The organism is Mesorhizobium sp. M2A.F.Ca.ET.067.02.1.1, assembly GCF_004023285.1.
In the GTDB taxonomy this organism is placed as follows: Bacteria; Pseudomonadota; Alphaproteobacteria; order Rhizobiales; family Rhizobiaceae; genus Mesorhizobium.
The window spans coordinates 30,769-46,530 of sequence record NZ_RZSB01000003.1 but is presented as its reverse complement, the minus strand read 5'-3'; the positions used below and the strand labels follow the sequence as shown (position 1 = coordinate 46,530).

General features: G+C 61.9%; 29 protein-coding genes and 1 tRNA gene. 23 read left to right on the top strand and 7 right to left on the bottom strand.

Features of this window, described 5'->3' with window-relative positions; all coding sequences use genetic code 11:
* Nucleotides 1-48: 48 nt before the first annotated feature.
* The 6 genes from EOA28_RS00995 to EOA28_RS00970 form a co-directional block, all read right to left on the bottom strand.
* The gene (locus EOA28_RS00995; RefSeq protein WP_128314380.1) at nucleotides 49-357 is read right to left on the bottom strand and encodes a hypothetical protein; all 309 of its coding nucleotides are present in this window, start codon (nucleotides 355-357) and stop codon (nucleotides 49-51) included.
* On the bottom strand, nucleotides 357-782 hold the full coding sequence (locus EOA28_RS00990; RefSeq protein WP_128314379.1) for a hypothetical protein: 426 nt from the start codon (nucleotides 780-782) through the stop codon (nucleotides 357-359). The genes EOA28_RS00995 and EOA28_RS00990 overlap by 1 nt, the downstream gene beginning before the upstream one ends.
* Nucleotides 772-1,476 (bottom strand): hypothetical protein, encoded by a 705-nt coding sequence (locus EOA28_RS00985; protein WP_128314378.1) that lies wholly within the window; start codon nucleotides 1,474-1,476, stop codon nucleotides 772-774. Before EOA28_RS00985 ends, EOA28_RS00990 begins: the two co-directional genes overlap by 11 nt.
* Complete coding sequence (locus tag EOA28_RS00980; RefSeq protein ID WP_128314377.1) at nucleotides 1,473-2,405, bottom strand: helix-turn-helix domain-containing protein; 933 nt, start codon at nucleotides 2,403-2,405, stop codon at nucleotides 1,473-1,475. The genes EOA28_RS00985 and EOA28_RS00980 overlap by 4 nt, the downstream gene beginning before the upstream one ends.
* Nucleotides 2,406-2,485: 80 nt before the next feature.
* On the bottom strand, nucleotides 2,486-2,695 hold the full coding sequence (locus EOA28_RS00975) for a hypothetical protein (protein WP_128314376.1): 210 nt from the start codon (nucleotides 2,693-2,695) through the stop codon (nucleotides 2,486-2,488).
* Nucleotides 2,696-2,791: 96 nt separating this feature from the next.
* The gene (locus EOA28_RS00970; protein ID WP_128314375.1) at nucleotides 2,792-3,343 is read right to left on the bottom strand and encodes a hypothetical protein; all 552 of its coding nucleotides are present in this window, start codon (nucleotides 3,341-3,343) and stop codon (nucleotides 2,792-2,794) included.
* Between the two features lie 280 nt (nucleotides 3,344-3,623).
* Here EOA28_RS00970 and EOA28_RS00965 point away from each other — a divergent pair, with 280 nt between their 5' ends.
* From EOA28_RS00965 to EOA28_RS00860, 23 genes are all read left to right on the top strand, one after another.
* Nucleotides 3,624-4,247 (top strand): XRE family transcriptional regulator, encoded by a 624-nt coding sequence (locus EOA28_RS00965; protein WP_245501441.1) that lies wholly within the window; start codon nucleotides 3,624-3,626, stop codon nucleotides 4,245-4,247.
* Nucleotides 4,248-4,569: 322 nt separating this feature from the next.
* Nucleotides 4,570-5,691 (top strand): hypothetical protein, encoded by a 1,122-nt coding sequence (locus EOA28_RS00960; protein ID WP_128314374.1) that lies wholly within the window; start codon nucleotides 4,570-4,572, stop codon nucleotides 5,689-5,691.
* Nucleotides 5,688-5,999, top strand: coding sequence for a hypothetical protein (locus EOA28_RS00955; RefSeq protein ID WP_128314373.1), 312 nt, complete (start codon nucleotides 5,688-5,690; stop codon nucleotides 5,997-5,999). Before EOA28_RS00960 ends, EOA28_RS00955 begins: the two co-directional genes overlap by 4 nt.
* Before the next feature lie 2 nt (nucleotides 6,000-6,001).
* The gene (locus EOA28_RS00950) at nucleotides 6,002-6,187 is read left to right on the top strand and encodes a hypothetical protein (protein WP_128314372.1); all 186 of its coding nucleotides are present in this window, start codon (nucleotides 6,002-6,004) and stop codon (nucleotides 6,185-6,187) included.
* Nucleotides 6,184-7,290, top strand: coding sequence for a hypothetical protein (locus tag EOA28_RS00945; protein ID WP_128314371.1), 1,107 nt, complete (start codon nucleotides 6,184-6,186; stop codon nucleotides 7,288-7,290). Before EOA28_RS00950 ends, EOA28_RS00945 begins: the two co-directional genes overlap by 4 nt.
* A gap of 2 nt (nucleotides 7,291-7,292) precedes the next feature.
* Entirely contained in the window at nucleotides 7,293-7,703 is a 411-nt protein-coding gene (locus tag EOA28_RS00940; RefSeq protein WP_128314370.1) for a hypothetical protein, read from the top strand.
* A complete protein-coding gene (locus EOA28_RS00935; protein ID WP_128314369.1) occupies nucleotides 7,700-7,900 on the top strand; it encodes a hypothetical protein in 201 nt (66 codons plus the stop codon). The genes EOA28_RS00940 and EOA28_RS00935 overlap by 4 nt, the downstream gene beginning before the upstream one ends.
* On the top strand, nucleotides 7,897-8,031 hold the full coding sequence (locus EOA28_RS40810) for a hypothetical protein (RefSeq protein ID WP_281060878.1): 135 nt from the start codon (nucleotides 7,897-7,899) through the stop codon (nucleotides 8,029-8,031). The genes EOA28_RS00935 and EOA28_RS40810 overlap by 4 nt, the downstream gene beginning before the upstream one ends.
* A complete protein-coding gene (locus tag EOA28_RS00930) occupies nucleotides 8,031-8,246 on the top strand; it encodes a hypothetical protein (RefSeq protein WP_128314368.1) in 216 nt (71 codons plus the stop codon). The genes EOA28_RS40810 and EOA28_RS00930 overlap by 1 nt, the downstream gene beginning before the upstream one ends.
* The gene (locus tag EOA28_RS00925) at nucleotides 8,246-8,425 is read left to right on the top strand and encodes a hypothetical protein (protein WP_128314367.1); all 180 of its coding nucleotides are present in this window, start codon (nucleotides 8,246-8,248) and stop codon (nucleotides 8,423-8,425) included. The genes EOA28_RS00930 and EOA28_RS00925 overlap by 1 nt, the downstream gene beginning before the upstream one ends.
* Nucleotides 8,425-8,817 carry a hypothetical protein gene (locus EOA28_RS00920; RefSeq protein ID WP_128314366.1) on the top strand — a complete coding sequence of 131 codons (393 nt, stop codon included), beginning with the start codon at nucleotides 8,425-8,427 and terminating at the stop codon, nucleotides 8,815-8,817. Before EOA28_RS00925 ends, EOA28_RS00920 begins: the two co-directional genes overlap by 1 nt.
* A complete protein-coding gene (locus tag EOA28_RS00915) occupies nucleotides 8,817-9,320 on the top strand; it encodes a hypothetical protein (RefSeq protein WP_189341871.1) in 504 nt (167 codons plus the stop codon). Before EOA28_RS00920 ends, EOA28_RS00915 begins: the two co-directional genes overlap by 1 nt.
* On the top strand, nucleotides 9,317-9,517 hold the full coding sequence (locus tag EOA28_RS00910; RefSeq protein ID WP_189341870.1) for a helix-turn-helix domain-containing protein: 201 nt from the start codon (nucleotides 9,317-9,319) through the stop codon (nucleotides 9,515-9,517). Before EOA28_RS00915 ends, EOA28_RS00910 begins: the two co-directional genes overlap by 4 nt.
* 1 nt (nucleotide 9,518) lies before the next feature.
* Nucleotides 9,519-9,830, top strand: coding sequence for a hypothetical protein (locus EOA28_RS00905; RefSeq protein WP_128314364.1), 312 nt, complete (start codon nucleotides 9,519-9,521; stop codon nucleotides 9,828-9,830).
* A gap of 64 nt (nucleotides 9,831-9,894) precedes the next feature.
* A complete protein-coding gene (locus EOA28_RS00900; protein ID WP_128314363.1) occupies nucleotides 9,895-10,710 on the top strand; it encodes a glycosyltransferase family 25 protein in 816 nt (271 codons plus the stop codon).
* 86 nt (nucleotides 10,711-10,796) lie between these two features.
* Nucleotides 10,797-11,438, top strand: coding sequence for a hypothetical protein (locus EOA28_RS00895; RefSeq protein WP_128314362.1), 642 nt, complete (start codon nucleotides 10,797-10,799; stop codon nucleotides 11,436-11,438).
* A gap of 36 nt (nucleotides 11,439-11,474) precedes the next feature.
* Complete coding sequence (locus EOA28_RS00890) at nucleotides 11,475-11,912, top strand: MucR family transcriptional regulator (protein ID WP_128314361.1); 438 nt, start codon at nucleotides 11,475-11,477, stop codon at nucleotides 11,910-11,912.
* Between the two features lie 7 nt (nucleotides 11,913-11,919).
* Nucleotides 11,920-12,162, top strand: a complete 243-nt coding sequence (locus tag EOA28_RS00885; RefSeq protein WP_128314360.1) for a hypothetical protein — start codon at nucleotides 11,920-11,922, stop codon at nucleotides 12,160-12,162.
* Entirely contained in the window at nucleotides 12,146-12,406 is a 261-nt protein-coding gene (locus EOA28_RS00880; RefSeq protein ID WP_128314359.1) for a hypothetical protein, read from the top strand. Before EOA28_RS00885 ends, EOA28_RS00880 begins: the two co-directional genes overlap by 17 nt.
* Entirely contained in the window at nucleotides 12,403-12,675 is a 273-nt protein-coding gene (locus tag EOA28_RS00875; RefSeq protein ID WP_128314358.1) for a hypothetical protein, read from the top strand. Before EOA28_RS00880 ends, EOA28_RS00875 begins: the two co-directional genes overlap by 4 nt.
* Nucleotides 12,676-12,874: 199 nt before the next feature.
* Nucleotides 12,875-14,023 (top strand): tyrosine-type recombinase/integrase, encoded by a 1,149-nt coding sequence (locus tag EOA28_RS00870; protein WP_128314357.1) that lies wholly within the window; start codon nucleotides 12,875-12,877, stop codon nucleotides 14,021-14,023.
* A 98-nt stretch (nucleotides 14,024-14,121) separates the two neighbouring features.
* Complete coding sequence (locus EOA28_RS00865; RefSeq protein ID WP_348633418.1) at nucleotides 14,122-15,126, top strand: HWE histidine kinase domain-containing protein; 1,005 nt, start codon at nucleotides 14,122-14,124, stop codon at nucleotides 15,124-15,126.
* 6 nt (nucleotides 15,127-15,132) lie between these two features.
* Nucleotides 15,133-15,492: a response regulator gene (locus EOA28_RS00860; protein ID WP_128314356.1), complete on the top strand. Its 360-nt coding sequence runs from the start codon at nucleotides 15,133-15,135 to the stop codon at nucleotides 15,490-15,492.
* A gap of 97 nt (nucleotides 15,493-15,589) precedes the next feature.
* On the opposite strand, the gene EOA28_RS00855 is transcribed toward EOA28_RS00860, so the two are convergent.
* Nucleotides 15,590-15,665 (bottom strand) — tRNA-Thr (locus EOA28_RS00855).
* Between the last annotated feature and the right edge of the window lie 97 nt (nucleotides 15,666-15,762).

Sequence of the window (15,762 nt, the reverse complement as noted above, 5' to 3'; positions counted from 1 at the left end):
GGATTGCGCGGCCGCGAAGACGGCGGATGAAACGGGAAAGGCGCACGATCATTGCGCTTGCTCGCCGTATTGCTCGGCGACGATGGCGCCGACGATCTCGTCGACATGGTCGTCGCTCCACCACTTGCCCTTCTTGGCGCCGATCACCTGGCCCTGCGCCGAGCGCGGAGTGCCGTAGGCCAGACATTTGCCGAGCCCCACTCGACGGGCGTCAGGGAAGGCGATGATCAAGGCTTCCATGGCGACATGACGCGATCGCATGCCGAGCTCGCCGGCGCACACCGCAAACGGATCCTCTCGGTGAGGCCGACAGGCCATGACGATAGCCAGTGCGATCTGGTCGGCCGTCGGTAACATCAAACGATCCCCGCCGCGAAGCGGTCGGCCGCGCGCGTGGCCTGCCCCTGGAGCAGCTGCACCATCTCGGATTGTGACCAAACGGGAGACCTAAGCGATGCGGCCTCGGCCAGGATCACCCCGTAGAGCAGCTCGAGACTTGCCCGGTACCAGTGCTGGCCGAGATGGCAGTTGGCCAGCGTTCGCTCGGCGCCCAGCACCATGGTGCGCGCCACGGCGAGCCCCGGCGTCCAGACGACATACGCGAAATGAAGCCTCTCCCATCGTCCCGGCTGGAGCTGGGGGAGATGCGCTTCGATGTTCTCGGCCGTGGCAAGCCGGAAGACACCCGGATCGGCGTCGAAGCCGACGGCGCAGACCGCGGCATGGCCGGCGTTCTTGCGCCGATCGACCAGGTGGCGCGGCATCGCGATATCAACCGGCATTGTTTTCCTGCTCCTCGCGCCGGCGACGTTTTTCCTCGCGCTTGCGCTCCCTTCGCAGCTGGTCGATCTCCCGAACGGTTTTGCGCCGGAAGCTTCGGCTGGTGCGGACCAAGCCGAACTCCTTTTCGATGCCGACCAGGATTTGGCCCAGGACACGGCTCTTGACGTCGTGGAGCGATTGCCGCGACATGATCTCGACGCGGTGGCGGTCCCAGACGCGAGTGCAGAACTCAACGCCATGGCCACCGGCATGCGCCAGGAACGTCCGCTTGTAGCGCTGCGCGTCCTGACCCTGCCGCCCTGCCCGCACGAAGCGCAGAAGGTCCATGATGTCGACCATCCGATCGACGGCCGACTGGTGCACCACGATGCGAACCTCGGTGGTGTCATATTGTGGCATTCCGTCGGCCATGCGCGACAGCTCGCGGACGTAGGCCTGGTGCTCGGTGTCACGCGACTTCGGCAGGGTCGATCCGACCTTGGAGACCATGCGGTGTTCGGCGTCGGGCATGTTTCGCGCCGTGTCGACGGCGTCGGCGAACAGCAGCCAGAGCAGGTCGCGCGGCGTGGGCAGGCCCCGCTTGTTCTTGGTGAAGAAAATGTCCTCGGCATGCCGCATGTGCTCGATGAAGCGGTCGATGCGCCTCTCCAGCTCGGCGGGCGTATCGAGAAAGAGGCGCTTCATTTTCATCATGCCCGAGTCGCCGAAGCAGTATCCGTTACGGTTCCGGATGTTGCCAAATTGGTTACACTATTGGCAAGCGAAAGATCGACCGGCCAGCGTGTTTTTCCGAGGATCAGTCGCTCGGCCTGGACCTTTTCGGCCTTCGCCTCGCCGTGCTTGCGACGAACGTATTCGAGCCATGCCGGCCATTCGGCGCGGTCGGGATGAATCCGGTAATAGCCGGCGCTATCAAGGTCCGGCGCGCCATAGACGATCTCGAACATCTGCCCCGAGAGGTAGACCGACAGGCGAGGCACTCGTTCCCGGCGCAGAGTGCAGTGACGCAGGAAGACCTTGATGCAGTCGGCGGCGCGCTGGCGCTTGTCGACGGGAAGCGCCTGCAGTTCCCGCTCGGCGGCGTCTCGCTTGCCCAAGTGCTCCTGAGGCCAAATGGAAATCATTTTATCCAAAAGACCATCTGTCCCCCCCGTCAGGGGGGTTAGGGGGGATTTTGGTTTAGTAGGTTCTTTGTATGTGTCGGATTCGCCGTTAAGCGGATTTCCAGTTACCGGTTTTTCAGGAAGCGGTGAGGCCGCTTGCGTGTTTTCAGGACGCGGTGCCCCCGCTTCCTGATTTTCAGGACGCGGTAGAGGCAGGCTCTCGGGCACAGCATCATCATGGACGGTGTAATTATAGGCGCCGAAGCGGCCGTCTGAGCTCTTGGTCTGTTCGCGCTTGAGATAGCCGACCTCCTCCAGCTTCTGGAGGATCCGATAGACCTTGTCGCGACCGATGCCGCCCTGGTTCTGGAGGTTCTTCACCGACACGTTCCAGTCGTGCGGCTTCGCGAGCAGGTAGACCAGCACGCCACGTTCCTCGAACGTCAGCCTGTCGTCGCTGGCGACAGCATTCGGGATGATGGCGTACTGGTCCGCCCGCTTGCGGGTAATGATAGTCATGCTGTCGCTCTCTCAAGTGCGAGGAGCGGCAATCCTACAAGGAACAAATGGTATTGCCGTTCAATGCGGTAGTCTGTTTTCTATCCAATCGACGACAAAATCGCCGACAGGATTTGCTTAGTCACGCTGGGGCCGACCGTTTCTCCCAGATATGCCGCTGCTGCCACAAGATGCACAGTAGCAGCGTGCTCGGCGGCGGCCGACCCGATGCTTCTTGCTGTCTGGCAAAATTCCGCCATCACTGTCTTTACTTCAGCGTTTACCGTCGCCCCCACGTCCGTCTGCTTCATTTTGATTAAATCTCCTCGGAATGTTTCATCCTGAAACATTGCGTGCGGGACATAGGGCCGAAGCCGCTTGCGGAGGAAATCACACCTCCGTCAAAATCAGCCTGTGTTCGAAGCTTTCGCGATGACGGCTACAGGTTCGTTAACTGGCTCAAGATCGGAGCCGGCTTTTTGGCACAGACGGTTATAGCGGCCGAGAAGGTCGAAGATGGCTTTGCCGTTCCAGTTGGAAGCGGTGCCATACCAGGCCTCCCTCACCCGCCAGTGGCCGCGCGGGTAGCCAAGCGCGTCACAGGCAGCGTTGATCTGAGCTTTGATGCCCATGCCTGGTTTGATGGTTCCGGCGGCTTTGAACACCACCTGTTGTAGCTCTGCAGCAATGTCCTGCATCGATTCCTCACAAAAAACAGGAGAAGGAACGACGACCCATCGGGATTCTCGGATGCCTTGTCGGACACATCCAACGATTTCCCCGCCATCATTCTTGCAACCGCAGGGGGAATGCCGATGGCCCATGACGATGATTGCTGGAAACCGCTTGGAGTTGCGGCCTGGGGAATTGTTGAACGCGCCGACCAATTTCGGACGGAACGAGGAACCGTGTTGATCGTATCTCGGGTCAAGCCGGAGCACGGCGCCGTGCAACGACATCTGCCGCCTCCCTGCCCAACCAGTGGTTTGCGTTCACCTCACCGTCGGACATAACGACGATGCGGTCGAGATATGGTTGCCTGGGCATCCGGCCGGCCTCGTACCGATCGACTGTCAGCCGCGTACAGTCGATCATCCGGCCCACGTCAGCAGTGCTTAGATTGCGATCTAAGCGCCATTTCGTTAGTTGATGCAGGTTTTCCATGGGCGGGTTTTGTCACCAATTTGGTTACACGTCAAGGATTGTAACCAATTTGGCACAGTTTCGCACGATACCGTTTTGAGCTACCGCATTGATATGGCGAATGGAATTAAGCACTTCCGGGAAAAAGCCGGCATCAGCAAGGCCGAGCTGGCGCGTCGCGTTGGGACCACAAGGCCGCAAATAGGCCGGCTGGAGGAAGACGACGGCCCTAACGGACGAAAGCTCACCATGAAGTGGGCGCAGCGAATCGCGCCGCACCTGGATGTCAGGCCGGAAGAGCTTATGTTTCCAGAGCTTGCCGAGGTCGACGTCAGCCAATTCAGCCACGTATTCGAGATCTCCGCCGGCAAAAGCCGGCCCGCAGCGCCGGGGCTGGTGATCGACCCAGAGTTTTTGGCACGGATGCTGCCGAACTCTGAGGGCCACAACCTTCGGTTCATGATGGTCGACGCCTACCAGGCCAATGGCGTTGTTGCCAAAGGGGATGCGCTTGTAATCGATCTGGATGACAACGTCCCGAATCGCCCCGGGCTCTACGCTCTAGAAATCGCCGGCGCGGTGCAGTGGCGCTACCTTTCGCCGACCACCACAGGTGCCGTTCAGGTCCACAGCGACAACCCCGCGGCGACCAACGAAACCGTGCAGCCGGGGGATTTGAAGGTCATTGGCCGCGCTCGGCTCAGGATTTCCACACTCTGACCCGCATTTTTTTGTCTGACGTGTAACCATTTCGGAAACACCTCTTGCAAAACGTACCAAATCGGTTACGATCCTGATACGCAGAAGGATCGCTAGACCGATGGCCCAGTTGCCCCTGGTTGTATTTTCCCATCACGCCTCGCGGTTATGTGTTGAGTATCTGCGTGCTCCCGGCCGGGCTGGTGTGACCCCCCGCACCATTCGCCCGCACCAGCTCGGCCGGGTTCTCCCCATCTAAGCAGCACTGCCTCACGCGACCGCCTTGTCGCGCCCATTGTGTTGCCAAAATGGTTTCACGTGTAACACAAAAGGAAACAAACGGATGACGGCGGACCAATATGCATGGTGGCGTCAGGCTCTGAAACTGGCGGGCGGATATCGCGAGCTGACCCACGATCAGTTGCTCCTGCTCGCCCCTTCGGCCGACAGCCCGGAGTCAGGATTTTTCAGGAACCGTCCGTTCAAGGATGCGCCCCTGGTTCCCGTTGCCATCTGGCGCGACGCGGCGGGGAATGTCATCTGCCTGCAGGGTGGTAGGGAAGCGGAGGCCGACAAGGTCTGGAACTATGCTTGCCGCAACCCGATCAGTGAAGCGCTCTATCATTCGGTGGTGGCCGGCGAGCCGTGGCCCGACGAGCCTCCGTCGGTTTCGAAGGAACACAACCTCCCGGCCAAAACCGGCGATCTGCACAAGGACCTGACGGCTGAACTGGCGGCCGAGAAGGAAATCGTCGAGGGCTTCCTGAAAAAGCCGATCGGCACCCAGGAGCAAGCCGATCAGGCGGGCGTCTGGGCAAAGCGGCTCTCCGGGATCGCCAACAAGGCGGACGAACAATTCAACGTCGAGAAGCGTCCTTGGCTCGATGGCGGCAACGCGGTCGACGACAAATGGCGCGATCTACGCACCGATTCCAAGGACCTCGCGAAGAAGCTGAAAAAGCACGGTGAGGCATGGCTGAAAGAACTCGACCGGCAGGAGCAGGATCGCCAGCGCAAGGCCCGCGAGGAAGCTGACCGCATCCAGCGCTACGCCGAAGCGGCTGCGCAGCGTGCGGCCGACGCCGCGCGCGCCGCCGAGGAGGAGAAGGCCCAGCGCGAAGCCGACACCTCCCCCGGCATCGCGACTTCATTCGCAGAGGAGAGCGAGCAGGAGGCACGGCGGCTCGAGGCCGAGGCCGAGGCCAAGCGGCTAAGCGAGCGCGCCGTGGAGGCTGCACGCGAGGCCCAAGCCCGTCCGGTCTTCGCCGGCAGGACCGGCGCCAAGATGTCCCTGCACACCTATTGGGTCGCGAACATCACCGATTACGACGCGCTGGTCATGGCCCTGAAAGACGAGCCCGAGGTGCGGGAGGCGGTCGAGAAGATCGCCAACCGCATCGCGCGCAACAAAGACGCCGCCGTGCCAGTCGGCATGGAGCGGGTTCCTGACAAGAGGGCAGCATGACCGACCAGAAGATTGTCGCCGTGAAATTCGGCGAGAGCGACAAGACCTACGACTATTTCGCTGGCGCCTTCGACGTCGCCGTCGGGCAGCGAGTGATGGTGCCGATGCGCGGCCGTGAGGTCAGCGTCACCGTAGCCGCGATCAAGGATCAGTCTGATGTCGCGACAGCCTCGATTGCGCGCCTTGACGTGCGGTCCGACGAGCAGCGGGCCGCCAAGCATCCTAACGGCCGGCACCAGTGGTCGCCCGACGGCACGCTGCTCGACGAGAACGGCAACCGGTCGGTCTTCGACGACGTGGACCGGTAGCCATGAGCCTGGTCCGCGTTGCCATCTTCATTTTCTGGCTTCCCGTGATGTTCAGCGCCGCTTGCAGGCGGCTCTTCCGCGAAGTCCCCGCCGCCTTCTGGTTCGCATGGAACGACATGCGCATCGAGCAAGACGAGATGCGCCGGACGTGGCGCGCCAACAGCTTCAACCCCGAGGATCGGAAATGAACGAACGGGCACAGGTGCCGGCTCTTATGGTCGGCGGCGCGATCAGCGCCATCATCCCTCAGTCGATCGAGGAAACGTGGCGTCTCGCGACCATGATCGTCGAGGCCGGTCTGGCGCCTCAGGCGCTTGTCGGTCGAGAGCCGGCTGATGATGCCGGCGACGACGCCTGGAAGCGTTGGGGCAAGAAGGGCACCAGCGCGGTGGCCATCGTCATCATGTCCGGCGCGGAGCTCGGCCTGCCACCGATGGTTTCGCTGCGCTCCTTCACTGTCATCGGCGGCAAGCCGGCGCTTTACGGCGACGGTCTAATCAACGTCGTTCGCAAGTCCGGCCGGGCGAAATCGCTGGAGCTGGGTTATTTCAAGGACGCGTCGAAGGAGGCGCTGCTTAGGCTCGGCCTGTCCGAAGACATGGTGGCAGGCATGAACACCGTCGACGAGCGCACCATCGGCTGGTGCAAGGCGGTGCGCGCCGACACTGGCGAAATGAAGGTCGTGGCCTACTCGGTTGCCGACGCCAAGCAAGCCGGCCTTTGGGACGAGCGCCCGACCCGTCGCGGCACCACGTGGATCGACGGCAAGAAGGTGTGGGGCGACGTCCCCAACGATTCCTCCTGGTTCCGCCATCCCAAGCGGATGAAGCAATGGCGCGCTGCGGGTTTCTGTCTGCGCGAGCTATTTGGCGACGTGCTCGGCGGCGTCCGCGACGAGTTCGAGGCCCGCGAGATCGCCCGCGATCTGATTGAGCACGACGAGGACGAACCTGCACCCAAGGCGAGGCTCACCCCGCCATCGCCGCCACCGGTGCCGAGCCTCGACGCCATCGACCCTATCCCCGACAACGGCTTCGACAAGGACGTCGAGGGCATGCACGACGGAGCCGAAGCTGCCGAGGAGGAGAAGCCAGAGGCCTTCGACTACGGCAAATTCTTCGAGGATTTCCAGATCGCGCTCCAGGGCGCGAAGTCCGCCGCGGCCGTGGAGGAAATCTGGACCGAGTTCGACGTCGAGGCTCAATTCCACGACGACGAAAGCAGCCGCGCTCTCGCTGACAAGATCAAGGCGCGGCGGTTGGCTGCGCTCATTCCGCCGAGCGCGGGCTGATCATGGCCGGCCGGATCGCATTCCTTCCCGACCACGGCGTCCAGGTGCTCGGTCCGCCCGAGAACTGGCGGCCGCGCGCGCTCAGCGTCCGCGAGAAGCTTGAGATCGTCGTGCGCCAAGGGGGCAAGGAGCCCGGCGGCGCGCGGCTCAACCCGCTCGAAGGGGTCCAGTTCGACCACGATCCGGCGCTGCAACGGCGACGCTGGAACCCGGAAGCCCAAGACACCATCCCGCCGTCGTGCTGCCTGGAGAATATCGTTGCGCTGAATAAGCCGACGCATGGCGTCAAAACGCCGGTCGATCAGCGGGAAATCGCGAAGACCAAGCGACTCGAGGGGCGCACCCGGAAGGGCAAGCCGAAACGGAAGATTCCCAGCCGGCCATTCCCGAAGCTCCAAAGAGGTTTTCGATGACCAGCATCCGGGACCTCTCCTACGAGCACCAGATGGTGATCGAGGCGATGAAGAGCCAGCTCATCATCGCCTTGGTCCGCCGGCTCGGCAACAAAGTCGAGATGCCGGTGGCCGAGATCGATTCCACCGGCTCCTCAAATCTCACGATGAAGGCGGTCGACGGCGTGTTCACCTTCGAAGTGGTGAAGAAGCGATGACGAGCGAGCCGGATCCGCGCAACGCGGCCTGCAAAGGCGCGGCCACCAGGTCGACCCGCTTCGGCACGGATCGCATGGAGGAATGCAGGGCCTGCGCACGCAAGCGCGATCGCAGCGAGGGCGGCGAGTGATGCCGATCATCTCGGTATATGTCGACGAGCTGACCGCAGCTCGCATGAAGGCCATTTCGGCAGAGAAAGGCCGGACGGTCGAAGACCTCGCTGAATGCGCCGTCGCCGAAGCCGCGCTGGACTATTACCGGCTTGCGCCGGCCGCATCGGATCCTGGTCGCGCACACGGCGGCGCAAACATCATCACCACGCACACCAACATCGCAGGCTCGTGATGAGCACGTTCTTCCTGGCCGTCGGATTCATCCTGATGATCAGCGCCTGCGCACGGCGCGCCTACCTCGATATCACCGGCCGCTGGGTGCCGGTTGAGGGTTATGTCCTCGGCGCCGTGATCTCGTTCATCGGGGCGCTTCTGATCCTGATCGGCATTTTGCTGACGGCGGCTCCGTGATGGAAACTGCAGTTGGACATGTCCAAACGCAACTTTCGCCCGACGAGGCATTGGCGAAGCTCTATGGCCTGCTGACGGCGAAGAACGCCCCGAAGCCGGGAAGCTTCACCAGCCTCAACGCGGACCAGAAGCGGGAATATTTCCGCCTCTCCCGGCAGCGTAGCCGGGCCAGGATGCGCGCCGCGTCCTCGGTCGCTGCCAGCGCAGCCAACATCAATCAGGCGCTCTCAGACGCGGCGCTGATGATCCTCGCCACCGACGCGCCCGGCGCCGACCAAGTGCGCAACGTGCTGCAGACGATTTTCGAGCAGCGGCCGGGCGTTCCGATCTCGGTCGAGAACAGGGCCAAGCGAGGCAAACTGAAACCCAAACTGATCGCCAGGAGCGAGTGATGGGCGACCTTCCGACGCTGGCTCTCTCGGTGCGCCAGCCTTGGGCGCACTGCATCATGATGGGCTGGAAGCCGGTGGAGAACCGATCCTGGCGCGCGGGCAACCCGGGCCTGAAATTCCGCGGCGACTTCGCGATCCATGCCTCGACCGGCATGACGCGCGGAGAGTATGTGGATTGCGCCCTGCTCTGCCAGTCTCTCGGTTTCCGATGCCCCCCGCCGGCGGAACTAGCGCGCGGCGGGATCGTCGGTGTCGGCACCATCGTCGACGTCGTAACCGAGTTCGATAGCCCGTGGTTTTTCGGCCCGAAGGGGCTGATCGTTGCCAACGCGCGAACGGTCGAGTTCATCCCGGTCGGCGGCCAGCTCGGGTTTTTCGACTGGAAGCGCCTCCTACCATTTGCCCAGAACGGCAAGCCCGTCGCGCCGGCGAAATGGATGCTGCCCCAGCCGCCGAAGGCCGACCCGTCCCCAACCTCCAGCGCGCAAGGATCGCTATTGTGAACGACATTCGAGAACAGAAACGCGACCAGCTCCTCGCCGAGATCGGTCCCGACGTCGTTACTACTGAGATGCTGGCCGAGCGTGTCGGCATCTGCACCCGCACAGTCTATCGCTACGTGCAGCAGTTACGCGCGGCTGGCCACAAGATCCTGTCCGGACCTGGCTTCGGCTACCTAAGACCCGAGCGGCGAAACTGAAATGTTCTTCATCGACTGCTGGTCGGTCGGCCTCGACGAGATTCCGCGAAAGCTGATCACCCCCGAACGCATCCTGACGATCCTCCAGCGGGAGGGCCGTTTCAGCAATTTCGAAGCCACCGCCAACCAGGTAATCGCGCGAGCGATCACGTCAATCGTGGATAGCAACCTGGTGGAAACCTACAGGCCGGGCGAGCCTCAAGGGGAGCGACGGCTATCCCTGGGACTTATGTCCGTCTCACCGAGGCAGGCCTGCGCGTCATCGGCGCCGGCGCGCCGCGCCCTGATCACAACTAGGCTCAAGCACTCGTGATCCGCCTTTGTTGCGCGGTTCAAGTAAGGGATCGACCCGCAACTGGTGTCGAATAACAACCTCCATGAAATCTTACATTATCAACCTGGACCGGAGCCCCGGCAGGATGCAGCGCATGGCTGACCGCCTCAGTGCTATCGGAGCGGACTTCGAACGAGTTCCTGCGGTGGACGGGCGGCTGCTCACCGATGCCCAAATTTCGGACGTCTACAGGCCGGTCCCCGGCGCGGCCCCAATGACGCCGGAAGAGGTGGGCTGCTTCCTGAGCCATCGCAAATGCTGGGAGCGGATCGCATCGGGCCAGGACGCTTACGGCTGCGTTTTTGAAGACGACATGTTGATCTCCAAGCGGGCAGGTCTGTTCCTCGTTGAGGGGTCCAGCTGGATCCCCGGCGATGCGGACCTGGTCAAGGTCGAGAGTGTCGTCGGAAGGGTTTGGCTGGACCGCACGGTACATGCGCTGCGCGACGGCTTCGAACTGGCACGCCTGCGCAGCTACTCTTTCGGGTCCGGCGGATACATCCTCTCGAAACCGGCGGCAGAGCGCCTTTTGCGCGTCACCAAGGTATTTTCGGATGCGGTCGACCATGTGAAGTTCAACCCCGCCTGTGGGATAGCCAGCAGTCTGAAATCCTATCAGATGCTCCCGGCCATCAGCGTGCAAACGCAGAGCTTCTACCCCAAGGGTTCCCCTTTGATCGAAGCGCCGGCACTCGCCATGCACAGCGATCCTCGCTTTCCCGGGAACTTGATGGAGAAGCCGTGGCTGGAGCGGAAGGCCCTGCAGGCGCTTCGCCGGATAGGACATAGACTGCGCCGGCATTGGCGAACGAAAGTCCTCTTTGCCGATCAGCCAGGTGCTTTCAGCGCCAAGACCTAGCGAAAAATAAACGACCTTTTTTGCTTGACTTTGCTGTAACCAAAATGGTTACAATATGCACCGATTTGGTAGCAAAGAGAGCCAGCATGAGCAGTTTGCCAGCAGTAGTCGTCGCCGGTCTGGGCCGCTGCGGGACATCGCTGATGATGCAGATGCTCTATGCAGGCGGCGTGCCCTGCGTCGGCGAATGGCCGGCGTTCGAAAGCAGCGCCAGCATGTTCGGCAGCTTCGACCCGAACGCCTTCGCCGCGCTGCGCGGCCAAGCCATCAAGCTGCTCGGGCCGGCCGAGTTGCCGATCGGCGACATGCCCAAGCACATTGTGATCTGGCTCGACCGGGAACCGCACGAGCAAGCCAAGTCTCAGTTGAAGATGGTCTCGCTCATGTTCAGCGGCGTCGCGACGAACCGCAGAAGCATCCGCTCGATGGTCGCTGGCATCCGAGCCGACAGACCATCGAACATGGCGGCGGTCGGTGCCAAGAGCCGCTGCCCCACGCTCCTCATGTCATTTGAGCGGTTGCTGACGCAGCCGACGGAGGCGGCCGAGACGATCGCCGCCTTCCTGCAATGGCACGGCTACGAGCAGCTGAACGTCGCGGCCATGCGTCGGCAGATCCGCCGCCGCTCCCCCACCTGCTACCCCGGCATGATGGAGATTGATCTCCTCGATACGCCGGCACCAATCGGGCACGAGCGCCCGTCACCAGGTCGACCCGAGGCGATCTGACCTCGACGACATCAACCCCTACCACGGAGAGTAAACATGGAAGACAAGAATTTCATCGAGCTAACGGCCTCGATCGTCTCGGCCTATGTCGGAAACAACCCCGTGCCGGCCGCGCAATTGCCCGACCTGATCGCCAGCGTTCACGGCGCTGTACGCAAGCTCGACGCCCCGATGATCGTCAACGCGGCCGCGAAGGAGCCGGCCGTCAATCCCAAGAAGTCGGTCCATCCGGATTTCATCATCTGCCTGGACGACGGGTTGAAGTTCAAATCGCTCAAGCGGCACTTGATGACCGACCACGGCCTCACGCCCGACGCGTACCGCGCGAAGTGGGGCCTGCCAGCGGATTATCCGATGGTGGCGCCGAACTATTCCGCCGCGCGGTCGCAGCTGGCGAAAGCCTCTGGCCTCGGCCGCCATCCCAAGGTGCCGCCGATCCGCACCAAGACACCCGCGCGCCGCGCCTTCCAATAGGCGCGCCATGAAAGTCGCCGCCGTCATTGCGCGACTTGCGAAGGGCGATTCCCTGCGCCTCGGCTTCTCCAGTGGCCAGAGGCGGTGGTGGTTCGAAGGGCCTTACCAGGTCGTGCCTGAGCATGTTGTTCACGCGGCGGTGCGCGACGGGGCTGTCGCCGTCATCGAGGCCGGCGACAGCCTCTTCGGCTTCAAGGGAAATTCGCAGACCTGGTTGGTCGAGGAGGTCACCGATGGCGTTCACCGCTGATCAAGTCGAGAACCTGGCCCACAATCAAACGTGCGGCCACCTCCACCCCTTCACCTGCCCGAACCGCGGCGACGGCGAACACCGGGACGCCTATGGCGACACGGGCGCGCTGGTGGCGACGGTGCGCGGCTGGATCTGCCCCTTCTGCGATTACACTCAGGATTGGGCGCACCACGGCATGCTCGCCGGCAAGGTCCCGAACCCGTTCCCGTTGCCCGGCATTTCCCAGCCAAGGTCGAAATGATGCTCGGCGATCCATGGGCCAGCTACGACGCCTGGAAGACGACGCCGCCCGATTGGGTGATGCCCTTCCATACTCGTCGCTACGCCGAGGAAACACGCTGGCGCATGCACCGCGACGTCGGCCGCCATCCGTTCTTCGACGGCGACGAGTCCGAATACGAATACCTCTGCGAGGAATGGGACGAGCTGGCGCGCATCGATGCGCATGAGCGCGAGCCCGACGAAGAAGATTTCCAGCAGATGGCCGCCGCGATCGGAACGAGCGCATGAACGACCTCCCGCCCGAGCTGCTGACCGTGTCGCAGACGCCGGAATACTGGTCGTCGCGTTTTCACGACAAAGGGTTGCGTATTTCCGCGAGGTCGTTGCGCGAGAAGGCAATCAAGGCGGGCCTTTGCTACTGTGTCGACAGGCAGGTGCTGATCTCGCCGCGGCAGATCGATGAGTTGTTTTTGTGGGGTAATGCGTCATGCCGCTCACCATCTACAAGCGCGGCCGGTTCTGGTGGCTCACGGGCTCAGTCCCCACCCAAAAAAGCGAGCAGCGCGTACACGAGAGCACTGGCGAAACTGACGAAGCCAAAGCGAACAAGGTCCGCCTGAATCGCGAGCTGCGCGCCCAGGAAGAGATCGACCTCGACCCAAAGGACCGCTTCACCTTTGCCCAAGCCGTTGAGCTCTACCTCGACGCCGGCAAAGACGAGCGCTTCATCCGGCCCTTGCTGGAGCATTTCAAGGAGACCAGGATCTCCGACATGACGGGCTCGGATGTGCGCGCCGCCGCGAAAGCGATCTATCCCACAGCGGTCTACACGACCTGGAACCGGCAGGCGGTGATCCCGGCGCGCGCTGTCATCAACTTCGCGGCCGACGAGGGCAAATGTCGCGAGGTGCTGATCAAGGGCTTCACGAAGAAGGATCGCGACGTCAAGGTTTCGACCGCGGCGCCGAAGCGCGCCGTCGATCGCTCCTACATCGACACATTCCGCGAGGCGAGTGACGACCCGCGCCTCAGCGCCTTGATGCTGTTTCTGTTCCAGACCGGCGCCCGCATTTCGGATGCGATCAAGCTGGAGGACGATTCCCCTGACATCGACCTGGTGAATAGGAGGGTGATCTTCCGCGACATGAAGAACGGCGAGGATGGTGAGGCCGATCTCACAATCGAGATGGTCTACGACATCCAGCAGCTTCGGGAGTGGAAGCGGGAACGGCTGGCCGCATGGGAGGTGCGGGTCCCATGGAAGGGAAGACGCTCGGGGGCGCGTCACAACGGCCGCGCCGCCAAGAAGCCCAATGGGCGTCTATTCGGCTTCATGACGCGCCGGTCAGTTTACAAAGATATCAAGCGCATCTGTGAAAAAGCCGGTCTTCCTTATCTCGGCACCCATCAGCCAGGCCGCCACAGCTTTGCGACCGAGATGATTGTGATGAACGGCGTTGACGTCGCTACCACGGCCGCAAAGGGCCGTTGGAAGACGAAGAAGCTGCTCATGGAAAACTACACCCACGCCAAAAAGGGCAAGGGCGTCATCGACAAAGTGTTCGGGAAAAAGAAGCAGCGCCGGCCAGCCAACGAGGGCCAACAATCGAAGCGCCGGAAAGCGGAAGGAGAATGAGAAGGCGATGCCAACCAGCCGTGGACTAATTGAGCGAGCAAGGGTTGTGGGGTAAACCATTGCCTAATACGGGTAAGCTATCACTTCGGGACCCAGCCATGGTGAACTTGGAAGACCTCTACCGGATCCTGAGGACCGGCCACGTGCAAGCCCAAGGGATCGTGGACACGGTCCCTGTTCCGTTGCTGGTTTTGGATGGAGCTTTGTGCATCCAGAGCGCCAACCGCGCGTTCTTCCGCACTTTCAAGGTCCAGCGCGACGACACAATAGGGAAGCAGATTTACGACCTGGGGGATGGCCAATGGGACATTCCAGAGCTTCGTCGCCTCCTCTCGGAGGTGATACCGAGAAGCACAGCCGTCATCGATTACCAAGTGGATCACGATTTCCCCGGAGTGGGGCAGCGGACGATGCTCGTCACGGCTCGGACCGTATTCAACCCGGACGACCTGGGCACCACCATGTTGTTGTCGTTCGTGGATGCCACTACCAGAACGCGCAGAGAGGCGGAGATAGAAATTCTGGTCGGCGAGCTTCGGCATCGAATGAAGAACGTCTTTGGACTGGTGCGGGCGCTCGCAAACCAGACCAAGGCTGAAGGCGTCTCGGGGGAGACCTTTCGAGACGCGTTTCTCGGCAGGCTGACCGCCATAACGGAGGCGAATGATCAGGGGTTCATCGGCGGCGGGGATAGCAGCCTTGAGCCTTTGGTAGAACGCACGCTGAAGCCCTTCCGAATGACCCCTGAAGCCATAAAGATCGAGAGCGGGCCACAGGTTCATTTGGATACCAAACAGTTGGTGTCTCTCGGGCTTGCTCTGCATGAGCTGGCGACCAACGCCCTCAAATACGGGGCGCTCTCTACTGCAGGCGGGCAGGTCCTGTTGCGCTGGGACGTCGAGGATAAGAACCTGTTGCGGCTGAAGTGGACGGAACGCGGTGGCCCGAAGGTAGCCCCGCCTTCTTCTACAGGCTACGGGACCCAGCTCATTCAGTTCGCCTTGGCATACAATCTCGGCGGCCAAGTGGAACAAAGCTATGCAGCCTCGGGTTTGGAGGTGGAAATGGCCATCCCGCTGAAAAAGCCGGTCCAATCCGATTGAAGGCACGTGCAAAAAACCGTCCTGATCGTGGAAGATGAATTTCTGATCGCGATGGACCTCAAATCCATACTCGAACGGCAGGGATGGCACGTTGTCGGTCCAGTGGCGTCCGTGGCGGCAGCTTCCCGGCTGTTGGAACGCGAACTGCCGTCTGTCGCCTTGCTAGACGTAAATCTCGGCGACGAGCTGGTCACGCCACTGGCTGAACGACTGAGTGCTTTGGGCGTCCCATTCGCCGTAGCGAGCGCCTACGACAGACCAGAGCTTATCGGTGGGGCAGTTTTAGCCGAAGCGCCAAACGTTGGTAAGCCGACCCAAGAAGCGCGTCTCGTGATAGCGCTGGCGAGGTTGTTGGAGTCCCGTTAGTCCTGACCATCGCTTTGCCGTCTCGTTACAACGGAACCATATTGGCAACGAGACCTTACACCAGCCGAAAACGTCCGGCCTGATAACGATTTGATTTTGCTCGGAAAAGGGCCGCGTTTCCATCCTGGTTACTCCCTTACCAAGGGAGTGCTCTACCACTGAGCTACCGCAGCCTGCGATGGCGGCGCTTCTGCCATATCGAACCGGCAAGCGCAAGGCCAAGAAAAACCCAAAGCGTCGCATCTGATTCTTGGCCGCCATTAAGCGGTT

Bases quoted from the DNA above. Each gene is read 5' to 3' on its own strand.
- EOA28_RS00865 (WP_348633418.1), top strand. From the start codon at position 14,122: ATGGTGAACTTGGAAGACCTCTACCGGATCCTGAGGACCGGCCACGTG.
- EOA28_RS00900 (WP_128314363.1), top strand. From the start codon at position 9,895: ATGAAATCTTACATTATCAACCTGGACCGGAGCCCCGGCAGGATGCAG.
- EOA28_RS00875 (WP_128314358.1), top strand. From the start codon at position 12,403: ATGATGCTCGGCGATCCATGGGCCAGCTACGACGCCTGGAAGACGACG.
- EOA28_RS00885 (WP_128314360.1), top strand. From the start codon at position 11,920: ATGAAAGTCGCCGCCGTCATTGCGCGACTTGCGAAGGGCGATTCCCTG.
- EOA28_RS00975 (WP_128314376.1), bottom strand. From the start codon at position 2,695: ATGAAGCAGACGGACGTGGGGGCGACGGTAAACGCTGAAGTAAAGACA.
- EOA28_RS00980 (WP_128314377.1), bottom strand. From the start codon at position 2,405: ATGACTATCATTACCCGCAAGCGGGCGGACCAGTACGCCATCATCCCG.
- EOA28_RS00905 (WP_128314364.1), top strand. From the start codon at position 9,519: ATGTTCTTCATCGACTGCTGGTCGGTCGGCCTCGACGAGATTCCGCGA.
- EOA28_RS00990 (WP_128314379.1), bottom strand. From the start codon at position 782: ATGCCGGTTGATATCGCGATGCCGCGCCACCTGGTCGATCGGCGCAAG.
- EOA28_RS00880 (WP_128314359.1), top strand. From the start codon at position 12,146: ATGGCGTTCACCGCTGATCAAGTCGAGAACCTGGCCCACAATCAAACG.
- EOA28_RS40810 (WP_281060878.1), top strand. From the start codon at position 7,897: ATGACGAGCGAGCCGGATCCGCGCAACGCGGCCTGCAAAGGCGCGGCC.
- EOA28_RS00985 (WP_128314378.1), bottom strand. From the start codon at position 1,476: ATGATGAAAATGAAGCGCCTCTTTCTCGATACGCCCGCCGAGCTGGAG.
- EOA28_RS00920 (WP_128314366.1), top strand. From the start codon at position 8,425: ATGGAAACTGCAGTTGGACATGTCCAAACGCAACTTTCGCCCGACGAG.
- EOA28_RS00915 (WP_189341871.1), top strand. From the start codon at position 8,817: ATGGGCGACCTTCCGACGCTGGCTCTCTCGGTGCGCCAGCCTTGGGCG.
- EOA28_RS00950 (WP_128314372.1), top strand. From the start codon at position 6,002: ATGAGCCTGGTCCGCGTTGCCATCTTCATTTTCTGGCTTCCCGTGATG.
- EOA28_RS00995 (WP_128314380.1), bottom strand. From the start codon at position 357: ATGTTACCGACGGCCGACCAGATCGCACTGGCTATCGTCATGGCCTGT.
- EOA28_RS00890 (WP_128314361.1), top strand. From the start codon at position 11,475: ATGGAAGACAAGAATTTCATCGAGCTAACGGCCTCGATCGTCTCGGCC.
- EOA28_RS00895 (WP_128314362.1), top strand. From the start codon at position 10,797: ATGAGCAGTTTGCCAGCAGTAGTCGTCGCCGGTCTGGGCCGCTGCGGG.
- EOA28_RS00970 (WP_128314375.1), bottom strand. From the start codon at position 3,343: ATGTCGTTGCACGGCGCCGTGCTCCGGCTTGACCCGAGATACGATCAA.
- EOA28_RS00870 (WP_128314357.1), top strand. From the start codon at position 12,875: ATGCCGCTCACCATCTACAAGCGCGGCCGGTTCTGGTGGCTCACGGGC.
- EOA28_RS00960 (WP_128314374.1), top strand. From the start codon at position 4,570: ATGACGGCGGACCAATATGCATGGTGGCGTCAGGCTCTGAAACTGGCG.
- EOA28_RS00955 (WP_128314373.1), top strand. From the start codon at position 5,688: ATGACCGACCAGAAGATTGTCGCCGTGAAATTCGGCGAGAGCGACAAG.
- EOA28_RS00940 (WP_128314370.1), top strand. From the start codon at position 7,293: ATGGCCGGCCGGATCGCATTCCTTCCCGACCACGGCGTCCAGGTGCTC.
- EOA28_RS00945 (WP_128314371.1), top strand. From the start codon at position 6,184: ATGAACGAACGGGCACAGGTGCCGGCTCTTATGGTCGGCGGCGCGATC.
- EOA28_RS00935 (WP_128314369.1), top strand. From the start codon at position 7,700: ATGACCAGCATCCGGGACCTCTCCTACGAGCACCAGATGGTGATCGAG.
- EOA28_RS00930 (WP_128314368.1), top strand. From the start codon at position 8,031: ATGCCGATCATCTCGGTATATGTCGACGAGCTGACCGCAGCTCGCATG.
- EOA28_RS00925 (WP_128314367.1), top strand. From the start codon at position 8,246: ATGAGCACGTTCTTCCTGGCCGTCGGATTCATCCTGATGATCAGCGCC.